The organism is Sphingomonas sp. Xoc002 (assembly GCF_050408055.1).
Lineage (GTDB): Bacteria > Pseudomonadota > Alphaproteobacteria > Sphingomonadales > Sphingomonadaceae > Sphingomonas > Sphingomonas yabuuchiae.
In genome coordinates this window covers 2,471,355-2,495,492 of record NZ_CP191175.1, presented here as the reverse complement: position 1 = coordinate 2,495,492, position 24,138 = coordinate 2,471,355, and the positions used below count along the sequence as shown (strand labels likewise).

14 protein-coding genes are annotated in these 24,138 nt (G+C 67.2%); 5 read left to right on the top strand and 9 right to left on the bottom strand.

Features of this window, described 5'->3' with window-relative positions:
* Positions 1–21: 21 nt before the first annotated feature.
* From ACQR50_RS11260 to ACQR50_RS11220, 9 genes are all read right to left on the bottom strand, one after another.
* Positions 22–2,334: a GH92 family glycosyl hydrolase gene (locus ACQR50_RS11260; RefSeq protein WP_428968384.1), complete on the bottom strand. Its 2,313-nt coding sequence runs from the start codon at positions 2,332–2,334 to the stop codon at positions 22–24.
* The gene (locus tag ACQR50_RS11255) at positions 2,331–3,755 is read right to left on the bottom strand and encodes a glycoside hydrolase family 125 protein (RefSeq protein ID WP_428968383.1); all 1,425 of its coding nucleotides are present in this window, start codon (positions 3,753–3,755) and stop codon (positions 2,331–2,333) included. Before ACQR50_RS11255 ends, ACQR50_RS11260 begins: the two co-directional genes overlap by 4 nt.
* The gene (locus ACQR50_RS11250) at positions 3,752–6,268 is read right to left on the bottom strand and encodes a glycoside hydrolase family 3 C-terminal domain-containing protein (protein WP_428968382.1); all 2,517 of its coding nucleotides are present in this window, start codon (positions 6,266–6,268) and stop codon (positions 3,752–3,754) included. Before ACQR50_RS11250 ends, ACQR50_RS11255 begins: the two co-directional genes overlap by 4 nt.
* Positions 6,265–8,811 carry a beta-mannosidase gene (locus ACQR50_RS11245; protein WP_428970691.1) on the bottom strand — a complete coding sequence of 849 codons (2,547 nt, stop codon included), beginning with the start codon at positions 8,809–8,811 and terminating at the stop codon, positions 6,265–6,267. Before ACQR50_RS11245 ends, ACQR50_RS11250 begins: the two co-directional genes overlap by 4 nt.
* Positions 8,812–9,155: 344 nt before the next feature.
* The gene (locus ACQR50_RS11240; protein ID WP_428968381.1) at positions 9,156–10,169 is read right to left on the bottom strand and encodes a DUF3667 domain-containing protein; all 1,014 of its coding nucleotides are present in this window, start codon (positions 10,167–10,169) and stop codon (positions 9,156–9,158) included.
* A gap of 82 nt (positions 10,170–10,251) precedes the next feature.
* The gene (locus ACQR50_RS11235) at positions 10,252–11,883 is read right to left on the bottom strand and encodes a Na+/H+ antiporter (RefSeq protein WP_428968380.1); all 1,632 of its coding nucleotides are present in this window, start codon (positions 11,881–11,883) and stop codon (positions 10,252–10,254) included.
* 303 nt (positions 11,884–12,186) lie between these two features.
* Complete coding sequence (locus tag ACQR50_RS11230) at positions 12,187–13,215, bottom strand: glycosyltransferase family 4 protein (RefSeq protein ID WP_428968379.1); 1,029 nt, start codon at positions 13,213–13,215, stop codon at positions 12,187–12,189.
* 19 nt (positions 13,216–13,234) lie between these two features.
* Positions 13,235–14,119, bottom strand: coding sequence for a UDP-2,3-diacylglucosamine diphosphatase (locus tag ACQR50_RS11225; RefSeq protein ID WP_428968378.1), 885 nt, complete (start codon positions 14,117–14,119; stop codon positions 13,235–13,237).
* A 273-nt stretch (positions 14,120–14,392) separates the two neighbouring features.
* Complete coding sequence (locus ACQR50_RS11220; RefSeq protein ID WP_428968377.1) at positions 14,393–17,158, bottom strand: TonB-dependent receptor; 2,766 nt, start codon at positions 17,156–17,158, stop codon at positions 14,393–14,395.
* 286 nt (positions 17,159–17,444) lie between these two features.
* On the opposite strand from ACQR50_RS11220, the gene ACQR50_RS11215 reads away from it, so the two are divergent.
* The 5 genes from ACQR50_RS11215 (at position 17,445) to galA (ending at position 24,114) form a co-directional block, all read left to right on the top strand.
* A complete protein-coding gene (locus tag ACQR50_RS11215) occupies positions 17,445–18,191 on the top strand; it encodes a copper homeostasis protein CutC (protein ID WP_428968376.1) in 747 nt (248 codons plus the stop codon).
* A gap of 116 nt (positions 18,192–18,307) precedes the next feature.
* Entirely contained in the window at positions 18,308–19,045 is a 738-nt protein-coding gene (locus ACQR50_RS11210) for a GntR family transcriptional regulator (protein WP_056438491.1), read from the top strand.
* On the top strand, positions 19,038–20,078 hold the full coding sequence (locus ACQR50_RS11205; RefSeq protein WP_428968375.1) for an SIS domain-containing protein: 1,041 nt from the start codon (positions 19,038–19,040) through the stop codon (positions 20,076–20,078). The genes ACQR50_RS11210 and ACQR50_RS11205 overlap by 8 nt, the downstream gene beginning before the upstream one ends.
* Positions 20,075–21,214: an N-acetylglucosamine-6-phosphate deacetylase gene (gene nagA / locus ACQR50_RS11200; RefSeq protein ID WP_428968374.1), complete on the top strand. Its 1,140-nt coding sequence runs from the start codon at positions 20,075–20,077 to the stop codon at positions 21,212–21,214. Before ACQR50_RS11205 ends, nagA begins: the two co-directional genes overlap by 4 nt.
* Positions 21,211–24,114 (top strand): beta-galactosidase GalA, encoded by a 2,904-nt coding sequence (gene galA / locus ACQR50_RS11195; protein ID WP_428968373.1) that lies wholly within the window; start codon positions 21,211–21,213, stop codon positions 24,112–24,114. The genes nagA and galA overlap by 4 nt, the downstream gene beginning before the upstream one ends.
* The last annotated feature ends 24 nt before the right edge of the window (positions 24,115–24,138 follow it).

Below are 24,138 nucleotides of genomic sequence, written 5' to 3'. Positions count from 1 at the left end.
TCAAATCGGCTCCGGGAGGGATCAGGCGGGCAGGTGGTCGAAGGACGGCGGACGGTCCTTGGGATCGCGGCCAAAGGCGGGGTTCGGCTTGTCGCCCATGGTGAAGGACAGGGTGCCGCCCTTGGCCAGGGTGGCATGGTCGATCCAGCTCTTGGTCCAGGGGCGGCCGTTCCAGGTCACCGACTGGATATAGGGCTTGTCCGCGCCATTGCCCTTCGCCTCGACGACCAGCGTCTTGTCGCCGCCGACCGTCAGTTGCGCGCGGTCGAACAGCGGTCCGCCGAAGACGTACGCGCCGCTGACCGGATCGACCGGATAGAAGCCGAGCGCAGAGAAGAGGAACCATGCGCTCATCTGGCCGCAATCGTCATTGCCGATGATGCCGTCGGGCGCGTTCTTGTACATCTCGGTCAGCAGGCGGCGGACCATGGCTTGGGTTTTCCATGGCGCACCGACATAGGCATAGAGATAGGCCGCATGCTGGTCCGGCTCGTTGCCGTGCGCATATTGGCCGACCAGGCCCGAAATGTCAGGCGGCGCGTTCTTGGGCAGGGTCGAGGGCGCACTGAACAGCTCGTCCAGCTTCGCCTCGAACTTCGCGTCGCCGCCCATGTGGCGGATCAGGCCATAGACGTCATGCTGGTTGAGGAAGGTCGCCTGCCAGCCATTCGCCTCGGTATAGTCGCGCCACCACGGCTTGGGCATATGGCCGAGCTGGACGGGATCGTAATCCTTCCACCAGCTGCCGTCGCTGAAGCGGGGGCGGGCGAAATTGATCGAGGGGTCGATGACGTTGCGCCAGTTGCCCGAGCGCTTGCGCAGCCGGTCGGCCTCCGCCGTCTTGCCGACGCGGCGCGCGATGTGCGACGCGGCCCAATCGTCATAGGCATATTCCTGCGTCCGGCTGACGCTCTCGAACCACTTGTCCGCGGGCACATAGCCCTTGGCGTCATACAGGTCGCGGCCCTTGCTATTGTCCATGTCGGGCGCGGTGAAGTCGAAGCTGCGCTTGGCGATGCCGGGCCAGGCGGCGGCATAGTCGGCGGGAATGCCCTTCACCATCGCCTCGGCCATGATCGGCGTGCCGTGCCAGCCGATCATGATCCCCGTCTCCTTGCCCTGGAGCGTCCAGACCGGCGGGCCATAGGCGCTTTGCTGCGTCTGGCGGATGATGTCGTCGACCAGCTTCTTGGCCTGGGCGGGCTGGGTCAGGATCAGCCAGGGGTGCAGCGCCCGGTACGTGTCCCAGGTGGAGAAGGTGCTGTAGGCGAACTGCCCGGCGGGGGCCTTGTGCACCTGTCCGTCCAGCCCGACGTAACGCCCGTCGACGTCCGAGAAGAGCGTCGGCGCGACCAGCGTGTGGTAATTGGCGGAGGCCATGATCGTCTGCTGGTCGGGGCTGCCGCCCTCGACGCGGACGCCGCCCATCGTTTCGGCCCAGCGGGTCATGGCGGCGCGGCGGACGCGGTCGAAGTCCCAGTGCTTCGCTTCGGCGGCCAGGTTCGCCTTGGCGCCCGCGACATCCACGGCCGAGATGCCGCAGCGGACCAGCAGCGGCGCATCGCCCAGTTCGTCGAAGAACAAGGCGGCCTTCAGGCGGTTGCCCTTGACGGCGGTGCCGTTCGCAGGCGTGTCGCCGTCGCCGTAAAGCTGGATGCGTGAAGGCTTCTTCGACAGCTGCATCGCGAAGAAGATGCGGCGCCCCTTGGCCCAGCGGAACACGCGGCGGGTGCCGGTGATCGTGCCGTCGGGCTCGATGGTCAGTTCGGCGTCGGTGATCAGCGGCTTGGCGTCGCTCTTGTCGAGGACGAGATGCGACAGGTCGACCAGCACATGACCCGGCCCCTTGGGATAGGTATATCGGTGCCAGCCGGTGCGCTCGGTGACGGTGAGTTCGGCCAGCACGCCGGACTCGAGCTTCACCCGGTAATAACCCGGCTCGGCCCGTTCGTCCGAATAGCGCTGGCGATAGCCTTCATCGGGGTTGGAGAGCGGCCCCGCGACCAGCTTCAGCTCGCCGCGCGTCGGCACGACCAGCACGTCCAGCATGTCGCCGATGCCGGTGCCCGACAGATGCGTGTGGCTGAACCCCATGATCGAGCCGTCGCCGTGATGATAGCCCGAACAGGTGTCCCAGCGCTCGACATCGGTATCGGGGCTCAGCTGCACCATGCCGAAGGGCATCACCGCGCCCGGATAGGTATGGCCGTCACCGCCGGTGCCTACGAACAGATTGGGACGGGCGACCGGCATCGGCACGGCGGCGCTGACGCCTCCGATCGGCAGGCTGGCGATCGCGGTGCCGGCGAGGAGCGAGCGGCGGGTCAAAATCATGCGAACGTCTCCCGCAATACGTCCGGCCGGGTGGCCGCGACATGGACGACCAGCTCGCCGAACAGGCCATTGGCCCAGGCGAACCAGTCGCGTGTGAACTTGGCGGGATCGTCGATATCGACCCCTTCGTGAATGAAGCCCGTACCGCCATGCGACCCACGGATCATCGCGAGGCTCGACCGCAGCAGCGCAGGGTCGGTCGAAGTCAGCGCGCGGGTGATGATCGACATCGGCCAGACCTGGCCCGGCCCGGTGTGCGGACCGCCGATACCGGTCAGCGCCTTGCCCTCGAAATACCAGGGATTGGACTTGCTCCAGCACGCCGCGACGGTGCGCTGCCACAGCGGGTCGGCTGCATCGACGCAGCGGAGATAGGCCAGGCCCGACAGCGAGGGTACATTGGCGTCGTCCATGAAGACGGCATTGCCATAGCTATCGACCTCATAGGCCCAGACGCGCTCGCCGCTGGGCAGGGTCATCGTGCCGAACTGCCTGAGCGCAGCCTCGACCTCGGTGGCCAGCGTGGTGGCGTCCTGTGCCAGCGCGGACTCGCCGATCGCGTTCGAGAGCGCCGCCAGTTCGCGCAGCGTCGTCATCGCGAACAGGTTGGCGGGGATGAACTGGCCGTAGAGACAGGCATCGTCCGAGGGGCGGAAGCCCGAATGGATCATGCCGTTGGGACGCGTCGGCAACCCATAGCCGCGATAGAGCGTCTCGGTCGGCTCGGGTGCGGAGCGGCGGAAGCGATAGGGGCCGGAGCCTTCCTTCCGCTGCTGTTCGCGGAAGGTCTTCACGATCAGGCGGGCCGAGGCTTTCCACTCGGCGTCGAACGGCGTCGTGTCGCCCGTCTCGCGCCAATAATCATGCGCCAGCCGGATCGCGTAGCAGAGCGAGTCGATCTCCCATTTCCGCTCGGCGACGCCGGGCTTCATATCGGTATCGTCCTTCAACGCCCAGCTGAGGTTCGTCTTGGCGGTCGGGTCCTGCATGAAGGCATTGGCGTAAGGGTCGATCAGGATCGACCGCGCCTGCCGCCCGATCAGCCCGCGGAACAGCCGCCCCAGCGCCGGATCGCGCTTCACCAGATGCAGATAGGGTCGCAGCTGCGCCGCCGAATCCCGCAGCCACAGGCAGGGGATGTCGCCGGTGATGACGAAGGCATCGGGCTTGCCTCCCACCTCGCCCAGCGACAGCACCGTGGTGTCGAGCGTGTTGGGATAGCAGTTGCCGAACATCCAGCGGAGTTCGGGATCGGCGATCAGCTTCGAGATGCGGGTGATCTCCGCCTCGACCGCCTTCGACACGAAGCGGCGGTCGGCGACGGCCGGGCGCTTGCTGGGGAAGGCGGGCGCGGCGGCGAAGGCCGGGGCGGCGGCGAGCGCCGCGCCCCCGGCGATCAGTTCACGACGGTTCGGGGTCATTTGGGCAGGTCCTGCGCGGTGCCGGTCACGGTGAACTGCGTCCATTGCCCCGCGCCGTCACCCGGCTGACCACCGCCGATATAGAGCTTGTAGGTGCCCGGCAGGATGCGGCGGGTGCCGTCGCGCCAGACCTGGCTCATCAGGCGCGGATCGATGGTGAAGCGCGCGGTGCCCGCCTGACCGGGCTTGAGTGCGACGCGGGTGAAGCCGACGAGCTGGCGTTGCAGCACGGGGTCGGTCAGCACCAGCTTCTCGTCGGTCGCGGGCGGGACCAGATAGGCCTGGGTCACTTCCTCACCGGCGCGCTGGCCGATATTGCGCAACTGCACCGCGACATCGACCGGCTGGCCCACCGCGACGCTGGCGGTGACGGTCGGCTGGCCATAGTCGAACTTAGTATAGCTCAGGCCATGGCCGAAGCCCCAGGCGGGCTTGCCGGTGAAGTAGCGATAGGTGCGCTCCTTCATGCCGTAATCGGCAAAGGCGGGCAGGTCTGCGGTCGACTGATAGATGGTGACGGGCAGGCGACCCGACGGGTTCACGTCACCGCTGAGGATCTCGGCCAGCGCGGTGCCGCCCTCGGTGCCCGGATAGAAGGCCGCCAGCGTCGCGGCGGGCTTGAAGTCGCCCAGCGACACCGCCGAGCCCGACATGACGACCGCGACCACCGGCTTGCCGGTCGCCTGGAGCGCTGCGAGCAGCTTGCGCTGCGGCTCGGGCAGCACGACCTCGGTCCGGTCGCCGCCTGCGAAACCGGGCACCGAGACGCCCAGCGCCTCGCCCTCCAGATCGGGCGACAAGCCGACGACCGCGATCAGCACGTCGGCGGTCCCGGCGACCTTCAGTGCCTCGGCGGTCAGCGCTTCGGCGGGCGGCAGCCATTGCAGGCGCAGACCCTCGTCGCCGCCCTTGTGATCGATCTCGACCCGGATACGGCGCGGGGCCGAACCGTCGATCGTGGTTTCCAGTGCCTTGCCGCCGATCACATCGTCCACGACCAGCCGGTCGTCGACATAAAGCTTCACGGCGTCATGCGCGGGGCAGGCGTGCCAGCAGGCGGGGCCGTCGAGCCGCAAGCGGTACTGGCCCGGCCCCGGCGGGATCAGCGTGCCGGTCCAGCGGCGCTGGAAGGGCGCGGTCTTGGTATAGTTGAAATCGATGCGACGATCCTGGCCCGCGACCGACCATTGGCCGTTCGCGCCCATGGTCTCGACCGTCAGGCCGGGCTTGCCGTTCGCCGACAGCGCGGTTTCGGGCACGCCGACGAACGCGCCTTCGGCCAGCACCGACCCTTGCGCATAGCGGACGTTGCGGCCGAACCTGGCGCGGATGCCGTCGAGCGGGGTGACGGGGTTGATGGCGGTGCCGTGATAATTGCCCTCCAGCACGCCCAGATCATCGGCATCCGCGCCGAATACCGCAAGCGTCTTGCCCTTGAGCGGCAGCAGGTCGTTCGGGTTGTCGAGCAGGATGATGCCCTTACGCGCCGTCTCCAGCGCCAGCGCGCGGTGGGCGGGGGTGCCGACTTCGCTCGCCTTGATCCGGTTCCAGGGCGAATCCACCGTCAGCATCCGCCGCACCGCCAGCGCACGGGCCAATGCGGTGTCGATCTCACCTTCGGTAATCAGGCCGCGCTCCACCGCTTGCGGAAGCGAGAGATAGGCCTTGCCGCAATTCAGGTCGGTACCCGCACGCAGCGCCGCCGCCGCCGCTGCCGGTGCATCGGGCTGCGCATGGTGGAACATCCAGATATTGCCGACCGCATCGCAGTCCGACACGACGAGGCCGTTGAAGCCCCAGTCGGTGCGCAGCCGCTGGGTCAGCAGCATCGGGTTGGCGCAGACCGGCGTGCCGTGGATCGCGTTATAGGCGCACATCAGCGACAGCGCCTTGCCCTCCGTCACGGTGGCGCGGAAGGCGGGGAGGTAGGTCGCCTCCAGATCGCGCGGGGACACCATCACGTCGAAGCTGTCGCGCCCGCCCTCGGGCCCCGAATGGACCGCCATATGCTTGACGGTCGCGATGACCTTGGGATGTTTCAGGTCCGGGCCTTGCAGGCCGCGCACGAAGGCGATGCCGATGCGGCTGGTGAGGAACGGGTCCTCGCCATAGGTCTCCTGGCCCCGGCCCCAGCGCGGATCGCGGAAGATGTTGATGTTGGGCGACCAGATGGTCAGCCCCTGGTATAGGCCGCGATCGGCGTTCAGCGGCTGCGCATTGAACTTGGCGCGTGCCTCGACCGCGACGACATCGCCGACCTTCTGGATCAGCGCGGGGTCCCAGGTCGCGGCCATGCCCATCGCCTGCGGGAACACGGTCGACGGTCCGTTGCGCGCGATGCCGTGCAGCCCCTCGCTCCACCAGTCATAGGCGGGCAGGTTCAGCGCGGGCTCGGCGGGGGCTTCGTTGACCAGCTGCGCCGCCTTTTGCGCGACGGTCAGCTTCTGCGCCTCCGGGGGAAGGGTGGGGGTGGCGGCCTGACCGGCGGCGGCGAGGAGGAGGAACGGGATCACTGGGCGTCCTTCGGACCGAGGGTGTAGATTTTGAGCTCGCGCGCCAGGGTGGCGGCGTCCGCGTCGCTTTGAATGGTGAGCGTGATGCTCTCGCCAGGCAACAGGTCGAAACCGTCGTCGGACGGTTCGGCGGCGGTGGTGCCGAAATTGACCTGCACCTGCCGCGCGAGGTTGCGCGCGGTCAGCGTCAGCTGCTTGCCCGCCCAGCGCGCGGCGATGCCCGGCGCGGGGTAGAGCATGTCGCGCGGCACCTTCCGCTCGATGATCTGGCGGGCGACGACCTTGTCGCCGTCGAACAGTTCGGCGACGCCGTAGCTGCTCTCCGGCGCGGCACCCGCGAACAGCGTCGCGTCGGGGATCGTCGCGACATCGCTGGCCGAGGCGGCGGCCATGGTCACGCTGCCGCTTTGCGAGCCCAGCTTGCGGCCGTCCATGCCATAGCCGGTGACGCGCCAGCCGAGCGGCTTGGGCGTCGTGGCGTCGGACACCAGGGCGATCCGCGTCGCGCCGGGCTTGGTCTCCGCGACGATGGTCTGGGGTGCGAAGAAGCGGCGGACCTCATGCTGGAGCATCTTGTCATGCCCGGTCCAATCGATGCTCGACCAGCTGATCGCGGGCCAGCTGTCGTTGAGCTGCCAATAGAGCGAACCCAGCGTCACCGGGCGGCAGGCGCGGTGGTGCCGTGCGGCCAGGCCGATGGCGCGCGCCTGCATCGCCTGGGACAGATAGACCAGATCGGCGAAGTCGCGCGGATCGCGCAGATTCTGCTTCAGATAGAAGGTGACGCGCTCATTGCCTTCGCCCGCCAGGAACTTCTGGTGCGCCTTCATCACCGGGCTGTCGATGCGGAAGTCCGCCGGATTGGCGAAGGTCGCGATGGTCGACATGTCGGGAAAGGCCTGGAAACCATATTCCGACATGAAGCGCGGGCAGCTGTCGGTATAGCGCTCGACCGGCTTGGAACCCGACCACACGTCCCAGAAATGGCGGTCGCCGTCCTTGTCGGTGTCGGTCGGCCCCTCATAATCGGTCGAGGGCGAGCCCGGCCAATAGGGGATGCCGGGCGCGTTCTTGACCACCGCCTCGCGCAGCACGCGATCGAACATCACCGCCATGCCGGTGCCGATCCGCTCCTGCTCGTCCGGGCCGACCGCCTTTTTGAACGCCTTGCGATCCGACCAGTTTTCCCAGCCCGACAGCACCTCATTATTGCCCGCCCAGATGACCAGCGAGGGGTGCGATTGCAGGCGTGCGACCTGCTCCTCGGCCTCGATACGGACATTCTCGCGGAACTTGGCGTCCGGGGGCGTGACCGCGCCGCCGAACATGAAGTCCTGCCAGACCATCAGGCCCAGTTCGTCGGCGGCGTCGTAGAAGCTGTGTTCAGGATAATAGCCGCCGCCCCAGATGCGGACGATGTTCATGTTCGCCGCAACCGCCTTTTCCAGCATCTGGCGCTCGGTGGCGGCGGCGACGCGCGACGGGAAGGCGTCGAAGGGAATGACGTTGGTGCCCTTGGCGAAGATCACATTGCCGTTGATCTTCAGCCCGAAGCTGCCGTCCTTCCGGACCAGCTCGACGGTGCGCAGGCCGGTGCGCTTCTCGACCGCATCCGCCCCGGCCAGTGCGGCATTGACGGTGTAGAGCGGATGCGCGCCGAAGCCGACCGGCTGCCAGCGCTGCGGCCTGGTGATCGCGACGGGGACGACCACGTCATTTTCACCCGGCTGGAGCGCGACATCGCGGCGGACCTTGATGCGGCGGCCGTCGCGGCCGGTGACGGTCACGTCCATCCGCGCCGTCTGCGCGCGGTCGGCGACGACCGAGGCTCGGGCGAGGATGCGCGCCTCGGCATCGGTCAGCGCCTCCTGCTCGATGCGCAGATTGTCGATGCGCGCGGCATCCCATGCTTCCAGGCGGGCGGGGCGCCAGATGCCCACATTGACGATGCGCGGTGCCCAGTCCCAGCCATATTGGTATTTCGGCTTGCGGATATAGGGGGAGGTCTGAACGCCCTTCGGCTCGTCGCCATAGGGCGAGTCATATTCGCCGGGCAGCGGATGCTTCTCGGCCAGCACCATCGGCTGGAGCGTCTTGATCGGCGAGGCGAAGGTGACGACGATCTCGTTCGCACCCGCCTTCAGCAGCGGCTTGGCATCGGCCCGCCAGCGGCGATGCGCATTGTCCGCCGACAGCAGGCGCTGGCCGTTGACCGTGACGGTCGCGAAGGTGTCGAGCCCGTCGAACACCAGGTCCAGGTGATCGCGGGCCAGCATGGCGGGCGTCACGTCCAGATTGGTGCGATACTGCCACCCGGTCAGACCCGCCCACTGGATCGGGGCCTCGTTCGCGCCCTTATAGGGATCGGGCACGATGTTCGCGGCGATCAGGTCCTGCTGCACGCTGCCGGGCACGGTCGCGGCCAGCCAGTTCGCCGCCTGTGGGTGCGCGCCGGCCGCGGCGGCGTCCTTTGGGTCGATCCGCACCTGCCACCGGTCGAGCGTCGCCACCGTCTTGGGCGCGGCCAGCGCAGGAGCCGCCATCGGCAGGGGCAGGGCGAGCGCGGCCAGGATCAGACCGAGACGATGTTTCACAACGATTTCCCCGAAAGCGGCATCGCTGCGCCGGGTCGGGCCGACCGCGTACAGGATGCTGGACTATGGCTTGGACCCGAAAGGGGCGCACGGCGCGGACGCGCGACGACAGCGGGGCAGGTCCCCGATCGCGCCAGGCTCTTTCTCGCCATCCGTCACCCCCGTCATCACCGGCTTGTCGTGCGCCGGTATTCTCATGGTATGTTTTGGTATCATGGCGAGGTGAACGGGGGGCGTCCACCCATTTTCTGGTACGATCTTCCATCCCATTGCACTTGCAATGGATTGGCGGCTCAATGCGCCATGCCCAGCGCCAGCAGCCCGATGATCCAGATCAGCAAAACGGCCGCCGCCATGACCGAGACGACCAGCGTCATCAGCAGGCCCGACACCAGGCCCAGGCGATAGGCCCCGCGAATCTGAAGGAACAGATGCACGGGAAAGGCGAGCATCAGCAGCGCCAGCCCGGGCAGATGCGCCAGCTTCGTCCACAGGATCATCACGACCATCAGCAGGCTGACGAAGCTGAGCGAATAGGTGACGAACACCGCATGGTCGAACATCGCCAGCCCGCGCTTCCACAGGAAGAACAGCCGCATGAACGGCATCGACAACAGGATGAGCGCCCAGGAAAATTTGTAACCATTGGCCTCCATCTTGAACAGGAGGAACTCGGGGTTGCGAATGGCATGGACGATCTTGGCGTCGAGCGATTTCCAGCCGGTGATGACCTGCTCCTGATGTTCACCGGAACTGGAATGGGCTTCGTCTCCAGCACCCAGCGTCATGGCACTGGCGGTGAAGTCCATGCCTTGCTTTTGGTCGACCAGCTCCGCCCGTTCCTTGTCGAGCAGGGCGGTATCACGTTTGGCGGCGACGGCCGCGGCGCGATCGCGGTCGATCACCGCAATCCGCTGGTCGACCTTGGCGACTTCGGCGCGCAGCTCAGTCGCGGCCTCCTGCGTGCCGGGTGCATGGAACGTCGCAAAGCCCCCGAGGGCCGAATAGGCGATGTACAGCAGGAAAACGCTGAACAGATACAGCGCCAGCGGGGACAGGAAACGCCGTCGCTCGCCCGCGATATAGCGGCGGGTCAGTTCGCCGGGTCTGGTGACGAGCATCGCCATCGTCCGCCACACCTGTCCCTCGATATGCAGGACGCCATGGCTGAAATCATGCCACCATGCGCCCAGCGTGCGGTGGATGTGCGACGACTGGCCGCAGGCGTGACAATAATGGCCGACCAGCGCCGTGCCGCAATTCAGACAGGCCTTCGCCTCGTCCCCCACCATCGTGTCCCCCTGCATCTTATCCCCCTATCGATGCAAACCCCATTGACGAGACACGATAATTCGCCGCCCGACGCAAGGCCAAAGATCGTCGCGGCGGTCAGCTTTGCGCCGACAGGCGGGTGTCGACCAGGTCGAGCTCACGCCCCAGCCGCTGCGCGGTCTCCGACCCGATGGCGCGCGCGTTGAGCAAGTCGAACACGACCCGTCGCTCGGCCCGGATCGCGGCCAGCCGCATCCGCCTCTCGACATCCTCCAATCGCTTGGCATCGGGGTCGACATCGCCCTCCAGCGTGTCGATCCGGCTGCGATAGCCGTCCATCAGGCGCGAGGCGATCTCGACATATTGGTCGGCATCGTCGCGGCCCTCCGCCATTTCATGCTGGAGCCGCTCCAGCTCGGCGATGGCGGCCTTGGCGGCGGCGACGCGGGTATGGTCCAGTTCGCTCATGCCGTCCTGAACCGGCAGGGCAAGGCCACGCAGCAGCAGCGGCAGGGTCAGGCTGGCGATGACCAGCGAGGACAGGATGACGCCGCATGCCAGGAAGATCACCAGATCGCGCGCGGGGAAGGGCGTCCCGTCGCCCAGCGTCAGCGGCAGGGTCAGGGCACCCGCCAGCGTGATCGCACCGCGTGCGCCCGCGACCGACATGGCGGTGATGACTCGGCGCGGCGGGCTGGTGCGGCCCGGCGTGCCGCGTTGCCGGAACAGGGTCAGCCGCAGCGCGACCCAGGTCCAGGCGAAACGAAGCGCCGCCAGCCCCGCGACGATCGCCAGCACGTACAGGCCCAGCCACCACAGACTGTCATGCCCGGTCAGCATTACCGTGTCGCGCGCACCCGCGAACACCTGCGGCAATTGCTCGCCCAGCAGCACGAAGATGATGCCGTTCAGCGTGAATTGCAGCATGTCCCACACCGCCTGCCGCCGGATGCGGGTGGCGGCCTTCACACCCGATGAGACGTTGGTGAAGGACATGGCGATGCCCGCCGCCGCCGCCGCCAGCACGCCCGAGCTCTCGACATGTTCAGCGACCAGATAGGCGGCGAAGGGGATCAGCAGGCTGACCAGGATGTTCGATCCGCTGTCATCGCCGAAACGCCGGGCGAACAGGCTCTTGGCGGTGATCGTGCCCCAGGCGATGGCGACGCCCAGCCCGACGCCCGACACCGCCATCCAGGCGAAGGTCAGCCCGGCATGGGTCAGCGAAAACGCCCCCGTCAGCGCGGCGGCGACCGCGAAGCGCAGGCAGACCAGGCCCGAGGCGTCGTTGAGCAGCGACTCCCCCTCCAAGATATGCATCATGCGCTTGGGGATCGGCACCTTCTGCGCGATGGCCGACACCGCGATCGGGTCGGTCGGCGACACCACGGCGGCCAGCGCGAAGGCGACAGCATAGGGCATGGCGGGGATCATCCAGTGAATGAACAGCCCCATGCCCAGCACCGTCAGGAACACCAGCCCCAGCGCCAGCCCCAAGATCGCGCCCGCGTCGCGGAACAGCTCGTCCTTCGGAATGCGCCAGCCATCGAGGAAGAGGAGTGGCGGCACGAAGAGCAGGAAGAAGATTTCGGGATCGAGTTCGACGCGGATTTGCGCGATCCCGCCGATCACCGCGCCGAGTGCGATCTGAACGAGCGGACGGGGAAGTGCCGAGGGCAGCAGGCGGGAAACGACCCCGCTCAACACCACGGCGAGGAGCAGGAACAGGCTGAGCGTGACGATGTCCAATCGGGGACCTTTCGGGTGCAGCGGTTGGAGTGGCCATGGCGACAAGGCGGCACGACCGGCATATCAGCGAAAGGCGAGGGGCAAGGCCGACACGAATCGCGCGAGGCCTGACCATGACATGCAGGACAAGCGGCGTTCAACCCGTTAAACGGATTTTATCGGTTGATCCATGCTGTCTTAATTCCTCCCCTGCAAGGGGAAGTGGCGCGCGAAGCGCGTCGGAGGGGTGTCCCCCTCTCGATAGCGTGACACCCCTCCGTCAGGGCTGCGCCCTGCCGCCTCCCCTTCCAGGGGAGGAATAGTTCAGGCGGCCGCTTTCAACTCGCGGTCTATCGGAGCGAGGGCCCCCAGGAACTGTTCCGCGCTGGCCCGCCACGAAAAGCCCTGCCCATAAGCCGCGCAGGTCGCGCGATCGAGCGTCAGGGCGCCCTCGATGGCCCGGTCCAGCGCTTCGTCCATCACCCCGGTCTCGGGGCTGAGCACGTCGAGCGGCCCCTGCACCGGCAGGGCGGCGACGGGCGTTCCGCAGGCCAGCGCCTCGATCATCACCAGCCCGAACGTATCGGTCCGGCTGGGGAAGACGAACACGTCCGCCGCACGGTAGATGGCGGCCAGATCCTCGCCGAACTTGGCGCCCAGGAACCGGACATCGGGATATTGCTCGGACAGTGCCGCGCGGGCCGGGCCGTCGCCGACCACGATCTTGGTGCCCGGCGTTTGTGTATTGAGAAACGCCGCGATGTTCTTCTCGACGGCGACCCGGCCCGCATAGAGCTGCACCGGGCCGGGCAGCCCCGCGACCATTTTGTCACGCGGCCCTTCGGCCTGAAAGAGCGCGGTGTCGACGCCGCGTCCCCAATGCCGGTTCTGCGGCAGGCCATGTGCGGCCAGCGTCGCGGCCACGCTGGGCGTCGAGGCCAGGATCGCGGTCGACGGCGCGTGGAACCAGCGGACATAGCGCCAGACGAGTTCCGGGCTGACCGCCTTGACCCGTGCCGCCACATATTCCGGGAATTGCGTATGATAGGCGGTGGTGAAGGGCAGGCCGCGCGACAGGCACCAGCGCCGCGCGAGCAGCCCCAGCGGTCCTTCCGTCGCGATGTGCACGGCGTCGGGGTCAAACCCGCTCAGCGCCCGCCCGACCGCACCGGGGGCGGGCAGCGCCAGACGGATTTCGGGGTAAGTGGGGCAGGGGACCGAGGCGAAGAGGTCCGGCGACACCAGGCCGACCTCATGGCCCATCGCGCGCAGCTCGGCCGTGACCGATTGCAGGGTGCGGACGACGCCATTGACCTGGGGCGCCCAGGCGTCGGTGACGATCGCGATCCGCATCCGGCCTTGTCCTTCCCGATCAGGCGGCGATGGCGGCAACGTTCGGCTTGCTCCGCCGGGCCTCCATCTCGTCGCCCCAGTGCAGGATTTCCATCGTGCCGTCGAAATGTTCGACCAGCGCGGTGCAGCCCTCCACCCAGTCGCCGTCATTATAATAGGTGACGCCGTTGATGTCGCGGATTTCGGCGGTGTGGATATGACCGCAGACCACCCCGTCGACGCCGCGTGCGCCCGCCGCATGGGCGACGACTTCCTCGAAATGCGAGATGAAGGCGACGGCGTTCTTCACCTTGGCCTTGGCGTGCTTGGACAGCGACCAATAGGGGCGCTTCATCCACCGCCGGACGACGTTGACCCAGCGGTTCACCTCCATCAGCGCTGTATAGGCGAAGTCGCCGACATGGGCGAGCCAGCGATGCGCCAGCGTGATCGCGTCGAACTCGTCGCCATGCAGAACCAGCAGGCGGCGGCCGTCCGCCGTCTCGTGGATCGCCTTGCGACAGATGGCGATGCCGCCGAAATCCATGCCGGTGAACTGACGGAAGATCTCGTCGTGATTGCCGGGGATATAGACGACGCGGGTGCCGCGCTTGGCCCGCTTGAGCAGGCGCCAGACCACGTCGTTGTGCGCGGCGGGCCAGTAGAACTTCTTCTTCAGCCGCCAGCCGTCGATCATGTCGCCGACCAGATACAGGGTCTCGCTGTCGACATGGTCCAGAAAGTCGATCAACATCTCGGCATTGCAGCCGCGCGTGCCGAGATGCACGTCCGAAATCCAGATGGTGCGGTAACGGCGGCGCTCATGGCCCTCGGGCTCCGGCGTCACCGGCGCGCGGGGGATGAAGTCGAGGATGGCGGCGTCTTCGTGCAGCGAGCCATCGATCGGAATGCTGGTCATCGGCATCGTCGGAACCCCACGCTTGGCGTTCCGGATGTCCTAGGCGTCATCTGTTACGCCCGCGTCGCAGATCGGTGACAGGCGCGCAGCAGTTTCGTGACTCGGGGAAGTCAGGACAAGAAAACCCGCCGGTCCCGAGGAACGGCGGGCTGTTTCTTTCACGCCCCTCCCGCAAGCGGGAGGGGATGGGGGAGGGCAAGGCCGCAGGCGACAGGCTCTGTGAGACTCCCTGCCCTCCCCTCGGTCCCCTCCCGCCGCGGGAGGGGATGCAGAAGTGGCTTAGAACCGCACCGCGACCGAGGCGGCATAGGTCCGGCCGTTCTTATAGAAGGCGGTCGGACGGTCGGGGGTCGCGTTATACTGGTAATAGGTCTCGTCGAGCAGGTTCTGCGCGTTGACCGTCAGCGTGATCTCCTTGGTCAGGTTCACACCCGCCGAGAAGTCGAGCTGGCTGTACGGCGCGACCATTTCGCGCGAGTTCAGGCGGCCGATCGTGCGGAAATAGCTCGAGCGGTAGTTGTAGCTCAGGCGCGCCTGGAAAATCCCGCTTTCGAAATAGGGGATCACGTTGACCGTGTGGCGCGACAGATACGGCAGGTTCAGCGCCGCACCCGACGAGTCGACCGACGAGGTCGAGCTGTCCTGGTACGAATAGTTCGCCTGGATGCCGAAGCCGCCCCAGATTTCGGTCTGGCCCGACACCAGCGCGCCGTTCACCTTCGCCGCGCCGCCATTGATCGGCTGGTTGACGTTGTACGTCGTCAGGCGATTCTGCAGCGAGTTGAAGAACACGGCGTTGGTACGCGTGTTGATGATGTAGTTCGAGATGTCGCGACGGAAGAGTTCGACCGCGATCAGCGAGCCGGCGCGCGGATACCATTCCGCCGTCAGTTCGTAGTTGGTCGACTCGTACGGCTTCAGGTTCGGATTGCCGCCGCCGCCATCGAGCGTGATGTCGTTGAGCGAGGTCGCCGCCGCCAGATCCTGATAGCGCGGACGCGAGATCACCCGCGCGACCGAGCCACGGACCAGGAATTCCGGCGTGATCGAATAGGCGATGTTCACGCTGGGCAGGAACTTCAGATAATCGGTCGTGGTGGTGGTCGGCACCGGCACCGGGGTGACCGTGTTGGCCAGCGTCACGGCATAGTTGGACTTGTCGCGGGTATAGACCAGACGACCGCCGATGTTGCCGCGCAAGCCGCCTTCATCGAAATTGGCCTGGACGTAGGACGCGATGACCGTCTCGCGCACCTTGGTCGACGCGCCGACCTTGGTGACCAGCGGGCTGTTGATCGAGTTGGCGAGGATGTCGATCACCGCCTGCTCGGGCAGGTTCAGATACTGGGTCGCATTGCCCATGCCGCCGCTGCCGTCGAAGACGCCGCCCGGCGTGACGAGCGTGGTGACGCCCAGCTGGTTGGCGGTCTGCGAGCTGGTCTTGTAGGTGTTGATGCCACGACCGTCGATGCGGTTGACGTGGTCGGTCACGCGGCTGCCGATCAGGATCTGCTTGAACGGACCGAACTCGACCGGGATGGTCGCGTCATAGCCGCCGAAGATGTCGCGGTCGGTGGTGACGCTATAGTCCAGGCCGCCGATCTGCGCGCCGTTCAGCTGCTGGCCGCCCACGATGACCGGACGGCCCTCGATCTGCGCCGGGTTGTTGTTCGGGTTGGTGAAGTAGTTCGCCGGGTTGGTCAGGTCGCCCGTGAAGTTCACCGTCGCCGAGGTCGGCGTGAACGCATAGTTGAACGGCAGCTTGGTCTGCACGTTGAACAGATATTCGGGGTTGCGCCCGCCGGTCGCCTTCGACCAGCCGCCCGCGAAGTTGATCTTCGCGCCGTCATCGCCTTCCCAATCGGCGAAGAAGTTCAGGTTGTCGGTCTTCAGCTTGGTCTTGCGGACCAGCGTGTCGAGCTGCGCCGACTGGTTCGGCGCGGCGGCGAAGCTGGCCGAGTTGACGACGCCGTTGGCGACATTGGCGGTCTGCAGCACGCTGCCGGTCCAAGCGACCGGGATCGTGTACATCGACTGGCTGTAATTGTTGTAGTTGCCGTCGATGTGCAGGCCGTTCAGGGTCAGCGTCAGGTTGGGGGCCGGGCGATACTGCACGGTGCCCGACACGCTGGCGCGCTCGCGGGTCTGCTGGAAATAGGCATAGTTGATGCCGAACGGCGCGACCGCGTTGATCAGGTCGTTCTTGGTGCCGCCGGTGACTGTGGCGTTCGGGTTGAGCAGCACGCCCTGGCCCGACGCGTCGCGCACGACATTGCCGTTAGCGTCCTTCTGGAAGAAGTCCGCGCCGCTCTGATAGCCGAAGAACTCGACACCCGCGCGGGTCAGCGCCTGCTTGTCATAGGTCGCGGCGACCAGGAAGCCGAAATTGTCGGCTTCGTTGTGCCAGCTGTACAGACCCGATCCGCGGACATTCCCCTTCTCGGAACGGTCGTTGTACGTATAGCCGCCCGAGGCGAAGATCGAATTGGGTGCCAGGTCCAGGGGACGGCGGGTGCGCACGATGACCGTGCCGCCCAGGCTGCCTTCCTCGATGCGCGGTTCCGGCGACTTGTAGACCTCGAGGCGGTCGACCAGCTCGGGGGCCAGCAGCGAATAGTTGAAGGTACGGCTGGACGGGTCGTTGTCGTTGCCGCCCCAGTCGGCCGAGGCCAGTGCATGGCCGTCGAGCAGCATGCGGTTCAGCGCCGGGTCGGTGCCGAGAATGGCGACCTTTTCACCCTCGCCGAAGCGGCGGTCGATGCTGACGCCCGGAATGTGCGACAGCGATTCCGCCACGTTGCGGTCGGGGAACTTGCCCACGTCCTCGGCGGTGATGACGTCGACGACGGCGTTGGCCTCGCGCTTGACGTTGATCGCGTTGCGCAGGCTGGAGCGGATGCCGGTGACCACGATGTCACTGGAGTCGCTGCCCGGTGCGGTCTGAGTCGGTGCATCGGCAGACGGCGTCGCGGTCTGCGCAAAAGCGGTGCCCTGGATGCCGGCGAGTGCGGTCGCCGTCAGGATCATGCCGCGGAAGCTCAACATGTTGAAATCCCCCAAAAAATAATCGCCGCTCCACCGCGCGCGCTCTTATTGTTGTCTGGGGATGGCTGGTGGAGTCCTCCCCGGCCGGCTTTTTATACGATATGCCGGAACTACCAACGTGTAACCAAACTGACATTGGTCCGTAAACGGAAAAAATGTGACGTTCTCGTCATGAGACCATTGGGCTGGCGCATTGTCCGGCGTGCTGCTTAAATGACGCATCTGTGAAAGGTCCGCGCGGCGGTGGTCCGGGTGCGCGGGGCAAATGGGCCGGGGGAAGTTCAAGATGGTCATGTCACCAGTCCGGGCTGGAGCGCCGCTGCTGGAAATCTGCGTCGATGACGCGGACGGCGTGGCGGCAGTCGTGGCCGCGGGGGCGGACCGGATCGAGCTTTGCGGTGCGCTGGGTCTGGGCGGTCTGACGCCCTCGGCGGCGCTGGTTGCTTGTGCGGTAGAGTCCGGTGTGCCGGTGCACGCGATGGTGCGGCCGCGTGACGGCGACTTCCGTTATGACCGTGCCGATATGGGACTCGCCACAAAAGAAATCCGTCACATGGTGGCGATGGGCGTCGCGGGGGTCGTGGTCGGGGCGATGGCGGACGACCAGCGGCTCGACCTGGACGTGCTGGCGCGCTGGCGCGAGGCGGCGGCGGGGGTGGCCATCGTGCTGCACCGGGCGATCGACCTGGTGGCGGACCCCGTCGAGGCGGTCGGACAGGCGGCGGAGCTGGGCTATGACCATATCCTGACTTCGGGCGGGGCGGCGACGGCCGAACAGGGCGCCGACGTCATCGCGAAGATGGTCGAGGCAGCGGACGGGCGCCTGTCGATCATTGCGGGATCGGGTGTCTCGGCGGACAATGTCAGGGCGTTGATCACCCGGACCGGGGTCGATGCGGTTCATGCCTCGGCCAGCGTGCGCGAGGATTGGGGGGATTCGCGGGTGCTCGGCATGGGCTTCGCGGTAGGGCCCCGGCGCCGGACGAGCGCCGATCGCATCGCGGCGATCCGACAGAAAATAGGGGAAGGATAAAAGCCAATGTATGCCAAATATAATACCTATTGCCCGCTTGGTTCGGCTGCGATAAGCCTGTTGACGAAGCGGGGCGTGGCATGAGCGACGCCCGGGCAAAGGGGGATGGCGCGGCCATGACATTCTCGGCGCAGGTCGGCTCCTTCCGAAAGGGGAACCCCGCGCCGTTATACCTCCAGCTCCAGCAGCTGCTGCGCGATGCGATCACCAACAATGTCCTGGCCGAGGACGACGCGATCCCCGCCGAGCGCGATCTGGCGATCGAATATGACGTGTCGCGGATCACGGTGCGCAAGGCGATCGGCGGGCTGGTCGAGGAAGGGCTGCTGACGCGCAGGCGCGGGGCGGGGACCTTCGTCGCGGGGCGCGTGGAGAAGAGCTTCTCCAAGCTGTCCTCCTTCTCCGAAGACATGATCGCGCGCGGCCGCACGCCGAGCAGCCAGTGGGTCAGCCGTGCGCCGGGCACCGTCACGCCGGAAGAGGCGCTGTCGCTGGGCCTGTCGCCGGGGGCGCCGGTCTATCGTTTCCAGCGTGTGCGCTTCGCCGACGAGGTGCCGATGGCGATCGAGGTATCGACCATCGCGGGCTTTGCGTTGCCCTCGATCGAGGCGGTCGACCGCTCGCTCTATGCGGCGCTGGAGCGGACCGGCAACCGGCCGGTGCGCGCGCTGCAGCGGCTGCGTGCGGTGCCGTTCGGGCCCGATCATGCCAAGATGCTGGATGTCGATCCGGGCCATGCGGGCCTGTTGATCGAACGGCGCGGATTTCTACGCGATGGACGGGCGGTGGAATATACCCAGTCCTTCTATCGCGGCGATGCCTATGATTTCGTCGCGGAGTTAACCGATGTCTGATGTGATGACCGCCGGTAGTGCGGGGACCAGCACCCTGATGGGAGCGGAAGCGGGGGAGGCGCCGGAAGCGATCGCCCGGCTGCTCGCGCGCAATGCGCCGACCGTCCGGGCGCTGGCCGAGCGGCTGCGTGCCGCCCCGCCGCCGGTGATCATCACCATCGCGCGTGGTTCGTCGGACCACGCCGCGACCTATGGCAAGTATATCCTGGAGACCAAGACCGGCGTGCCGGTCTCGTCGGCCGCGCCTTCGGTCGCATCGATCTTCGAAACGCCGATGAAGGTGCAGGGGGCGCTGGTCATCGCCATCTCGCAGTCGGGGCGCAGCCCGGACCTGCTGGCGACGGTCGAGGCGTATCGCGCGGGCGGGGCACATATCGTCGCGCTTGTGAACGATGAGGAGTCGCCGCTGGCGACCGGCGCGGACACCTTCCTGCCGCTGTCGGCCGGTCCCGAAAAGGCCGTCGCCGCCACCAAGTCCTGCCTGACCGCGCTGGCGGGTCTGGTGCAGCTCGCCGCCGCCTGGGCTGGCGACGAGAGGCTGGAGGCCGCCCTCGATGATCTGCCCGGTCAGGTTGAACAGGCGCTGGGCCTCGACTGGTCCCCGGCGGTCGAGGGATTGCGCGAGGTCAGCCAGATGTTCGTGCTGGGTCGCGGTTACGGCTACGGCGTGGCGCAGGAAGCCGCGCTGAAGCTCAAGGAAACCTGCTCGATCCAGGCCGAGCCGTTCAGCGCCGCCGAAGTGCGCCACGGCCCGATGCGTATCGTCGAACCCGGCTATTCGGTGCTGGGCTTCGCCACCTCCGACGTGGCGGGCGAGGATGTGAAGGCGGTCGCCGACCAGTTCGCGGGCCGCGGCGCCAAGCCGTTCGTCGCGGGGCAGGGCGGTGCGCTGCCGATGGTCGCAGGCCATCCCGCGCTGGAGCCGATTGCGATGCTCGCCAGCTTCTACCGCATGGTCGAGGCGCTGGCGCTCGCCCGTGGCATGGACCCCGACTCGCCGCCGCATCTGCAGAAAGTGACCCGCACGCTATGACCCGTTTCCGTTTCGTCAACGGCCATGTCGCGACCCAGGGCGGCGTCCTGCCGGGTGCAGAGATCGTCGTGGACGGCGACCGTATCGCATCGATCGGCACGGTCGAGGGTTCGGCCGACACGATCGACCTGAACGGCGGCTGGGTCGTGCCCGGCTATATCGACACGCAGGTCAATGGCGGCGGCGGCGTGCTGTTCAACGACCGTCTGGACGTGGACGGCATCGCGACCATGGCGGCGGCGCATGCCGTCTATGGCACCACCGCGATGCTGCCGACCCTGGTCAGCGAGACGCCGGACAAGATCGCCCGCGCGCTCGACGCGATCGACGAGGCGATCGAGGCGAAGGTGCCCGGCATCGTCGGCATCCATGTCGAGGGCCCGGTGCTGAATCCGGCGCGCAAGGGCATCCACGATCCGACGCGCTTCCGCGATCTGGACGAAGAGATGATCGCCGTCCTGACCCGCCCCCGCAAGGGCAAGGTCATGCTGACCATCGCGCCCGAGCGGGTGCCGGTCGCCACCATCCGTCGTCTGGCGGAAGCAGGCGTGCTGGTCAGCGCGGGCCATAGCGAGGCGAGCTATGAGCAGGCGGTCGAGGCGTTCGGTGCGGGCGTCGTCGGCGTCACGCATCTGTACAACGCGATGCCCGCCATGCAGCAGCGTGTGCCGGGTCTGGCGGGCGCGACGCTCGACGATCCGCGGCCCTATGCGGGGCTGATCATCGATGGCTTCCACGTCTCCGCGCCGATGCTCCGGCTGGCGATGAAGGCGCGGCCGTTCGACAAGCTGATGCTGGTCACGGACGCTATGTCGTCGGTCGGTGCGGTCGAGAAGGACTTCGTCCTGCACGGCCGTCATATCGATGTGTCGGGCGGCAAGTGCACCTATACCGACGGCACGCTGGCGGGCTCGGACCTCGATATGGGGTCGGCGGTCGCCAATGCGGTCGAGCAGCTGCGCATCAGGGTCGATCAGGCGGCGGCGATGGCCGCGACGCATCCGGCGGCGTTCCTGGGTCTGTCGCATGAGCGCGGGGCGCTGGCCCAGGGGCTGCGCGCGGATTGGGTGGTGCTCGACGCCGCGCTCAAGCCGGTCGAGACACGTATCGCCTCGGCGGAGCCGGTCGCGGCATGACGGTCGCGCGCCGCGACCTTCTGCTGGGCAGCGCGGTGGTGGGGCTGGCGGGCGGCATGGCGCCGGTCCCGGCCTTCGCCGCCAGTCGCCGCCCGGCGGATGGCGCGGGCGCGCTGCCCATGCCCGAGCCCGTGGATCAGCTTCCGCCCGCGCTGCCGGTGCAGGATGCGGCCCGCGTCCTGATGGATCGCGGCTGGTTGTTCCACGAAGGCGATGTCGAGCCTGCGCCGCTCGACACGCACAACGCGACCTATCTGTCGGTCAAGGCGGGCAATGCGCGCGGCGCGGCGGCGGTCGATTATGACGACAGCGACTGGCAGGCGGTCGACCTGCCGCATGACTGGGCCTCGTTCCAGCCCTTCGTAAAGACCGCCAATGTCGCGCAAGGCTATCGCCCGCGCGGCATCGGCTGGTATCGGCGCAGCTTCCGTCTCGACCCCGCTTTGCGCGGACGGCGGATCGAGCTGGAATTCGGCGGCATCGCGACGAACGCCACGATCTGGATCAATGGCAGCGTCGTTTCGCACAATTTCTCGGGCTATAACGCGGTCCGCATCGACCTGACCCCGTTCGCGCGGTTCGGGGACGAGGCCAATGTCGTTGCCGTCCGCGTCGATGCGGAGGCGATGGAGGGCTGGTGGTATGAAGGCGCCGGGCTCTATCGCCATGTCTGGCTGGGCGACTATGCGCCGGTGTCGATCGCGACCGACGGCGTGCATGGCGATCCGCGCAAGCGGGCGGACGGCTGGCATGTCCCCGTCACGGCGACACTGACCAGCATCGTCGACGCCGACAGCCCGGTCACGGTCGAAGCGCGCCTGCTCGATCCGCAGGGCAAGCTGGTTGCGCAAGGACAGGCTCAGACGACGGTGCCCGCGCTGGACGAGGGCAAGGCCGCGCTCGACCTACTGGTTGCCGACCCCATGCTCTGGTCGGTCGAGCGGCCTACCCTCTACATGCTCGACGTACGTCTGGTGCGCGATGGACAGCTGGCGGACGAGCGGCGGGTGCCGATCGGATTCCGTACGCTGCGCTTCGACGCGGCCAACGGCTTTTTCCTCAACGACCGTCCCGTTAAGCTGAAGGGCGTGTGCCTGCATCAGGATCATGCGGGCGTCGGTACCGCGATCCCCGACGCGCTGCTCGGCTGGCGGCTGGAGCGGCTGAAGGCGATGGGCTGCAACGCCATCCGGTCCAGCCACAATGCGCCGACGCCGGAACTGCTCGACTGGTGCGACCGGCTGGGCTTCCTCGTGATGAACGAGAACCGGCAGTTCAATCCCGCGCCCGAATATCGCGCCCAGCTGGAATGGCTGGTCCGGCGCGACCGCAACCACCCCAGCGTCATCCTGTGGTCGGTCTTCAACGAGGAACCGATGCAGGGCACGCCTGCGGGCGTCGCGATGGTCAAGCGCATGGCGCACTGGGTCCGCGCGCTGGACGACAGCCGCCCGGTGACGGCGGCGATGAACGGGGCGTTCTTCAATCCGGTCAATGTCGCCCAGGTCGTCGATGTGACCGGTTTCAACTATTATCAGGGCGATTACGACCGCTATCACCAGCTGAACCCGGCCAAGCCGATGACCAGCTCGGAGGATACCAGCGCCTTCATGACGCGCGGCGCGTTCGAGAGCGATCCGGCCCGCCACATCGCGTCGAGCTATGACGTCGAGGCGGCGAGCTGGGGCGACACGCACCGGGGCGCGTGGAAGAAGATCGCCGAGCGCGCTTTCGTGGCGGGTGGCTTCGTGTGGACCGGCTTCGACTATCATGGCGAGCCGACGCCCTATGAATGGCCGAGCATCGCCAGCTTCTTCGGCATCATGGATCTGTGCGGCTTTCCCAAGACCGCCTTCGACATCCACCGCGCCGCCTGGATCGACGACCAGCCGGTGGTCGCGATCGCACCGCACTGGAGCTGGCCGGGGCGCGAAGGCAAGCCGACCAAGGTCATGGTTCTGTCCAATGCCGAGCGCGTCGTCCTTCGCCTGAACGGGAAGACGCTGGGGGAGGCGGCGGTCGACCGGCTCATGGGCAATGAGTGGACTATCCCTTATGCGCCGGGCCGGATCGAGGCGATCGCCTATCGCGGCGGCCGCGAGGTCGCGCGCGCCGCGCACGAGACGGTCGGTGTGCCGGTCGCCCTTCGGCTGACCCCGGCGCGCACCGTGATGGCGGGCGATACCGAGGACGCGCAGGCGATCACCATCGATGCCGTGGATGCCAAGGGCCGCCACGTCCCAACCGCCAATCTGATGACCCGTTTCACCATCGAAGGCGGTGCGATCATCGGGGTCGGCAATGGCGATCCCAACAGCCATGAGCCTGAAAAGGGCAACCAGCGCTCGCTGTTCAACGGCCTCGCCCAGATGATCGTGCGGCCCGATACCGGGCGCGGGCGGATCACCATTCGTGCGACGGCGGACGGGTTGAAGCCTGCCACGCTGAAGCTCGACCGGCTGGGCGTGACGCCGCGTGCGCAGGTCGCGGTGATGAACGGCGACATGGACGTGCGCGAATGGCGGCGCTCGCCGCTGCTGGCGACCAAGCCCTCGCCCGACCTCGCACCCGCCGCCAGCGACAATAATGGCTGGGCCTTTGTCCAGGCGGGTACGCCGACCCCGGCGGAGGGGGCGGGCTGGCGTGTCTATCGCGCGGTCGTCACGCCCCGGCGGGCGGTCGCGGCGCGGGGCGGCGAACTGCGGCTGGCCTCGGTCGGCGGCATGGCGAGCCTGTGGGTCGATGGGCAGCTGGTCGCGGAGAAGCGCGATCCCAAGCCCGGCCCCATGACGGCGACCCTGCCGTCCGGCGCGGGCAAGCGGACCGTCGCGCTGATCGTCGCGGGGATGGGCAATATCGATAGCGGCCTGCTGGGCCGGGTGACGATCCGCCCGCGCTGACGGCGTGCGGGGACGCTCACGGGG

Coding starts and splice junctions, on each gene's coding strand:
- ACQR50_RS11260 (WP_428968384.1), bottom strand. CDS start 2,334: ATGATTTTGACCCGCCGCTCGCTCCTCGCCGGCACCGCGATCGCCAGC.
- ACQR50_RS11255 (WP_428968383.1), bottom strand. CDS start 3,755: ATGACCCCGAACCGTCGTGAACTGATCGCCGGGGGCGCGGCGCTCGCC.
- ACQR50_RS11245 (WP_428970691.1), bottom strand. CDS start 8,811: ATGGCGGCTCCTGCGCTGGCCGCGCCCAAGACGGTGGCGACGCTCGAC.
- ACQR50_RS11240 (WP_428968381.1), bottom strand. CDS start 10,169: ATGCAGGGGGACACGATGGTGGGGGACGAGGCGAAGGCCTGTCTGAAT.
- ACQR50_RS11230 (WP_428968379.1), bottom strand. CDS start 13,215: ATGCGGATCGCGATCGTCACCGACGCCTGGGCGCCCCAGGTCAATGGC.
- ACQR50_RS11225 (WP_428968378.1), bottom strand. CDS start 14,119: ATGCCGATGACCAGCATTCCGATCGATGGCTCGCTGCACGAAGACGCC.
- ACQR50_RS11220 (WP_428968377.1), bottom strand. CDS start 17,158: ATGTTGAGCTTCCGCGGCATGATCCTGACGGCGACCGCACTCGCCGGC.
- ACQR50_RS11215 (WP_428968376.1), top strand. CDS start 17,445: ATGGTCATGTCACCAGTCCGGGCTGGAGCGCCGCTGCTGGAAATCTGC.
- ACQR50_RS11210 (WP_056438491.1), top strand. CDS start 18,308: ATGACATTCTCGGCGCAGGTCGGCTCCTTCCGAAAGGGGAACCCCGCG.
- ACQR50_RS11205 (WP_428968375.1), top strand. CDS start 19,038: ATGTCTGATGTGATGACCGCCGGTAGTGCGGGGACCAGCACCCTGATG.
- nagA (WP_428968374.1), top strand. CDS start 20,075: ATGACCCGTTTCCGTTTCGTCAACGGCCATGTCGCGACCCAGGGCGGC.
- galA (WP_428968373.1), top strand. CDS start 21,211: ATGACGGTCGCGCGCCGCGACCTTCTGCTGGGCAGCGCGGTGGTGGGG.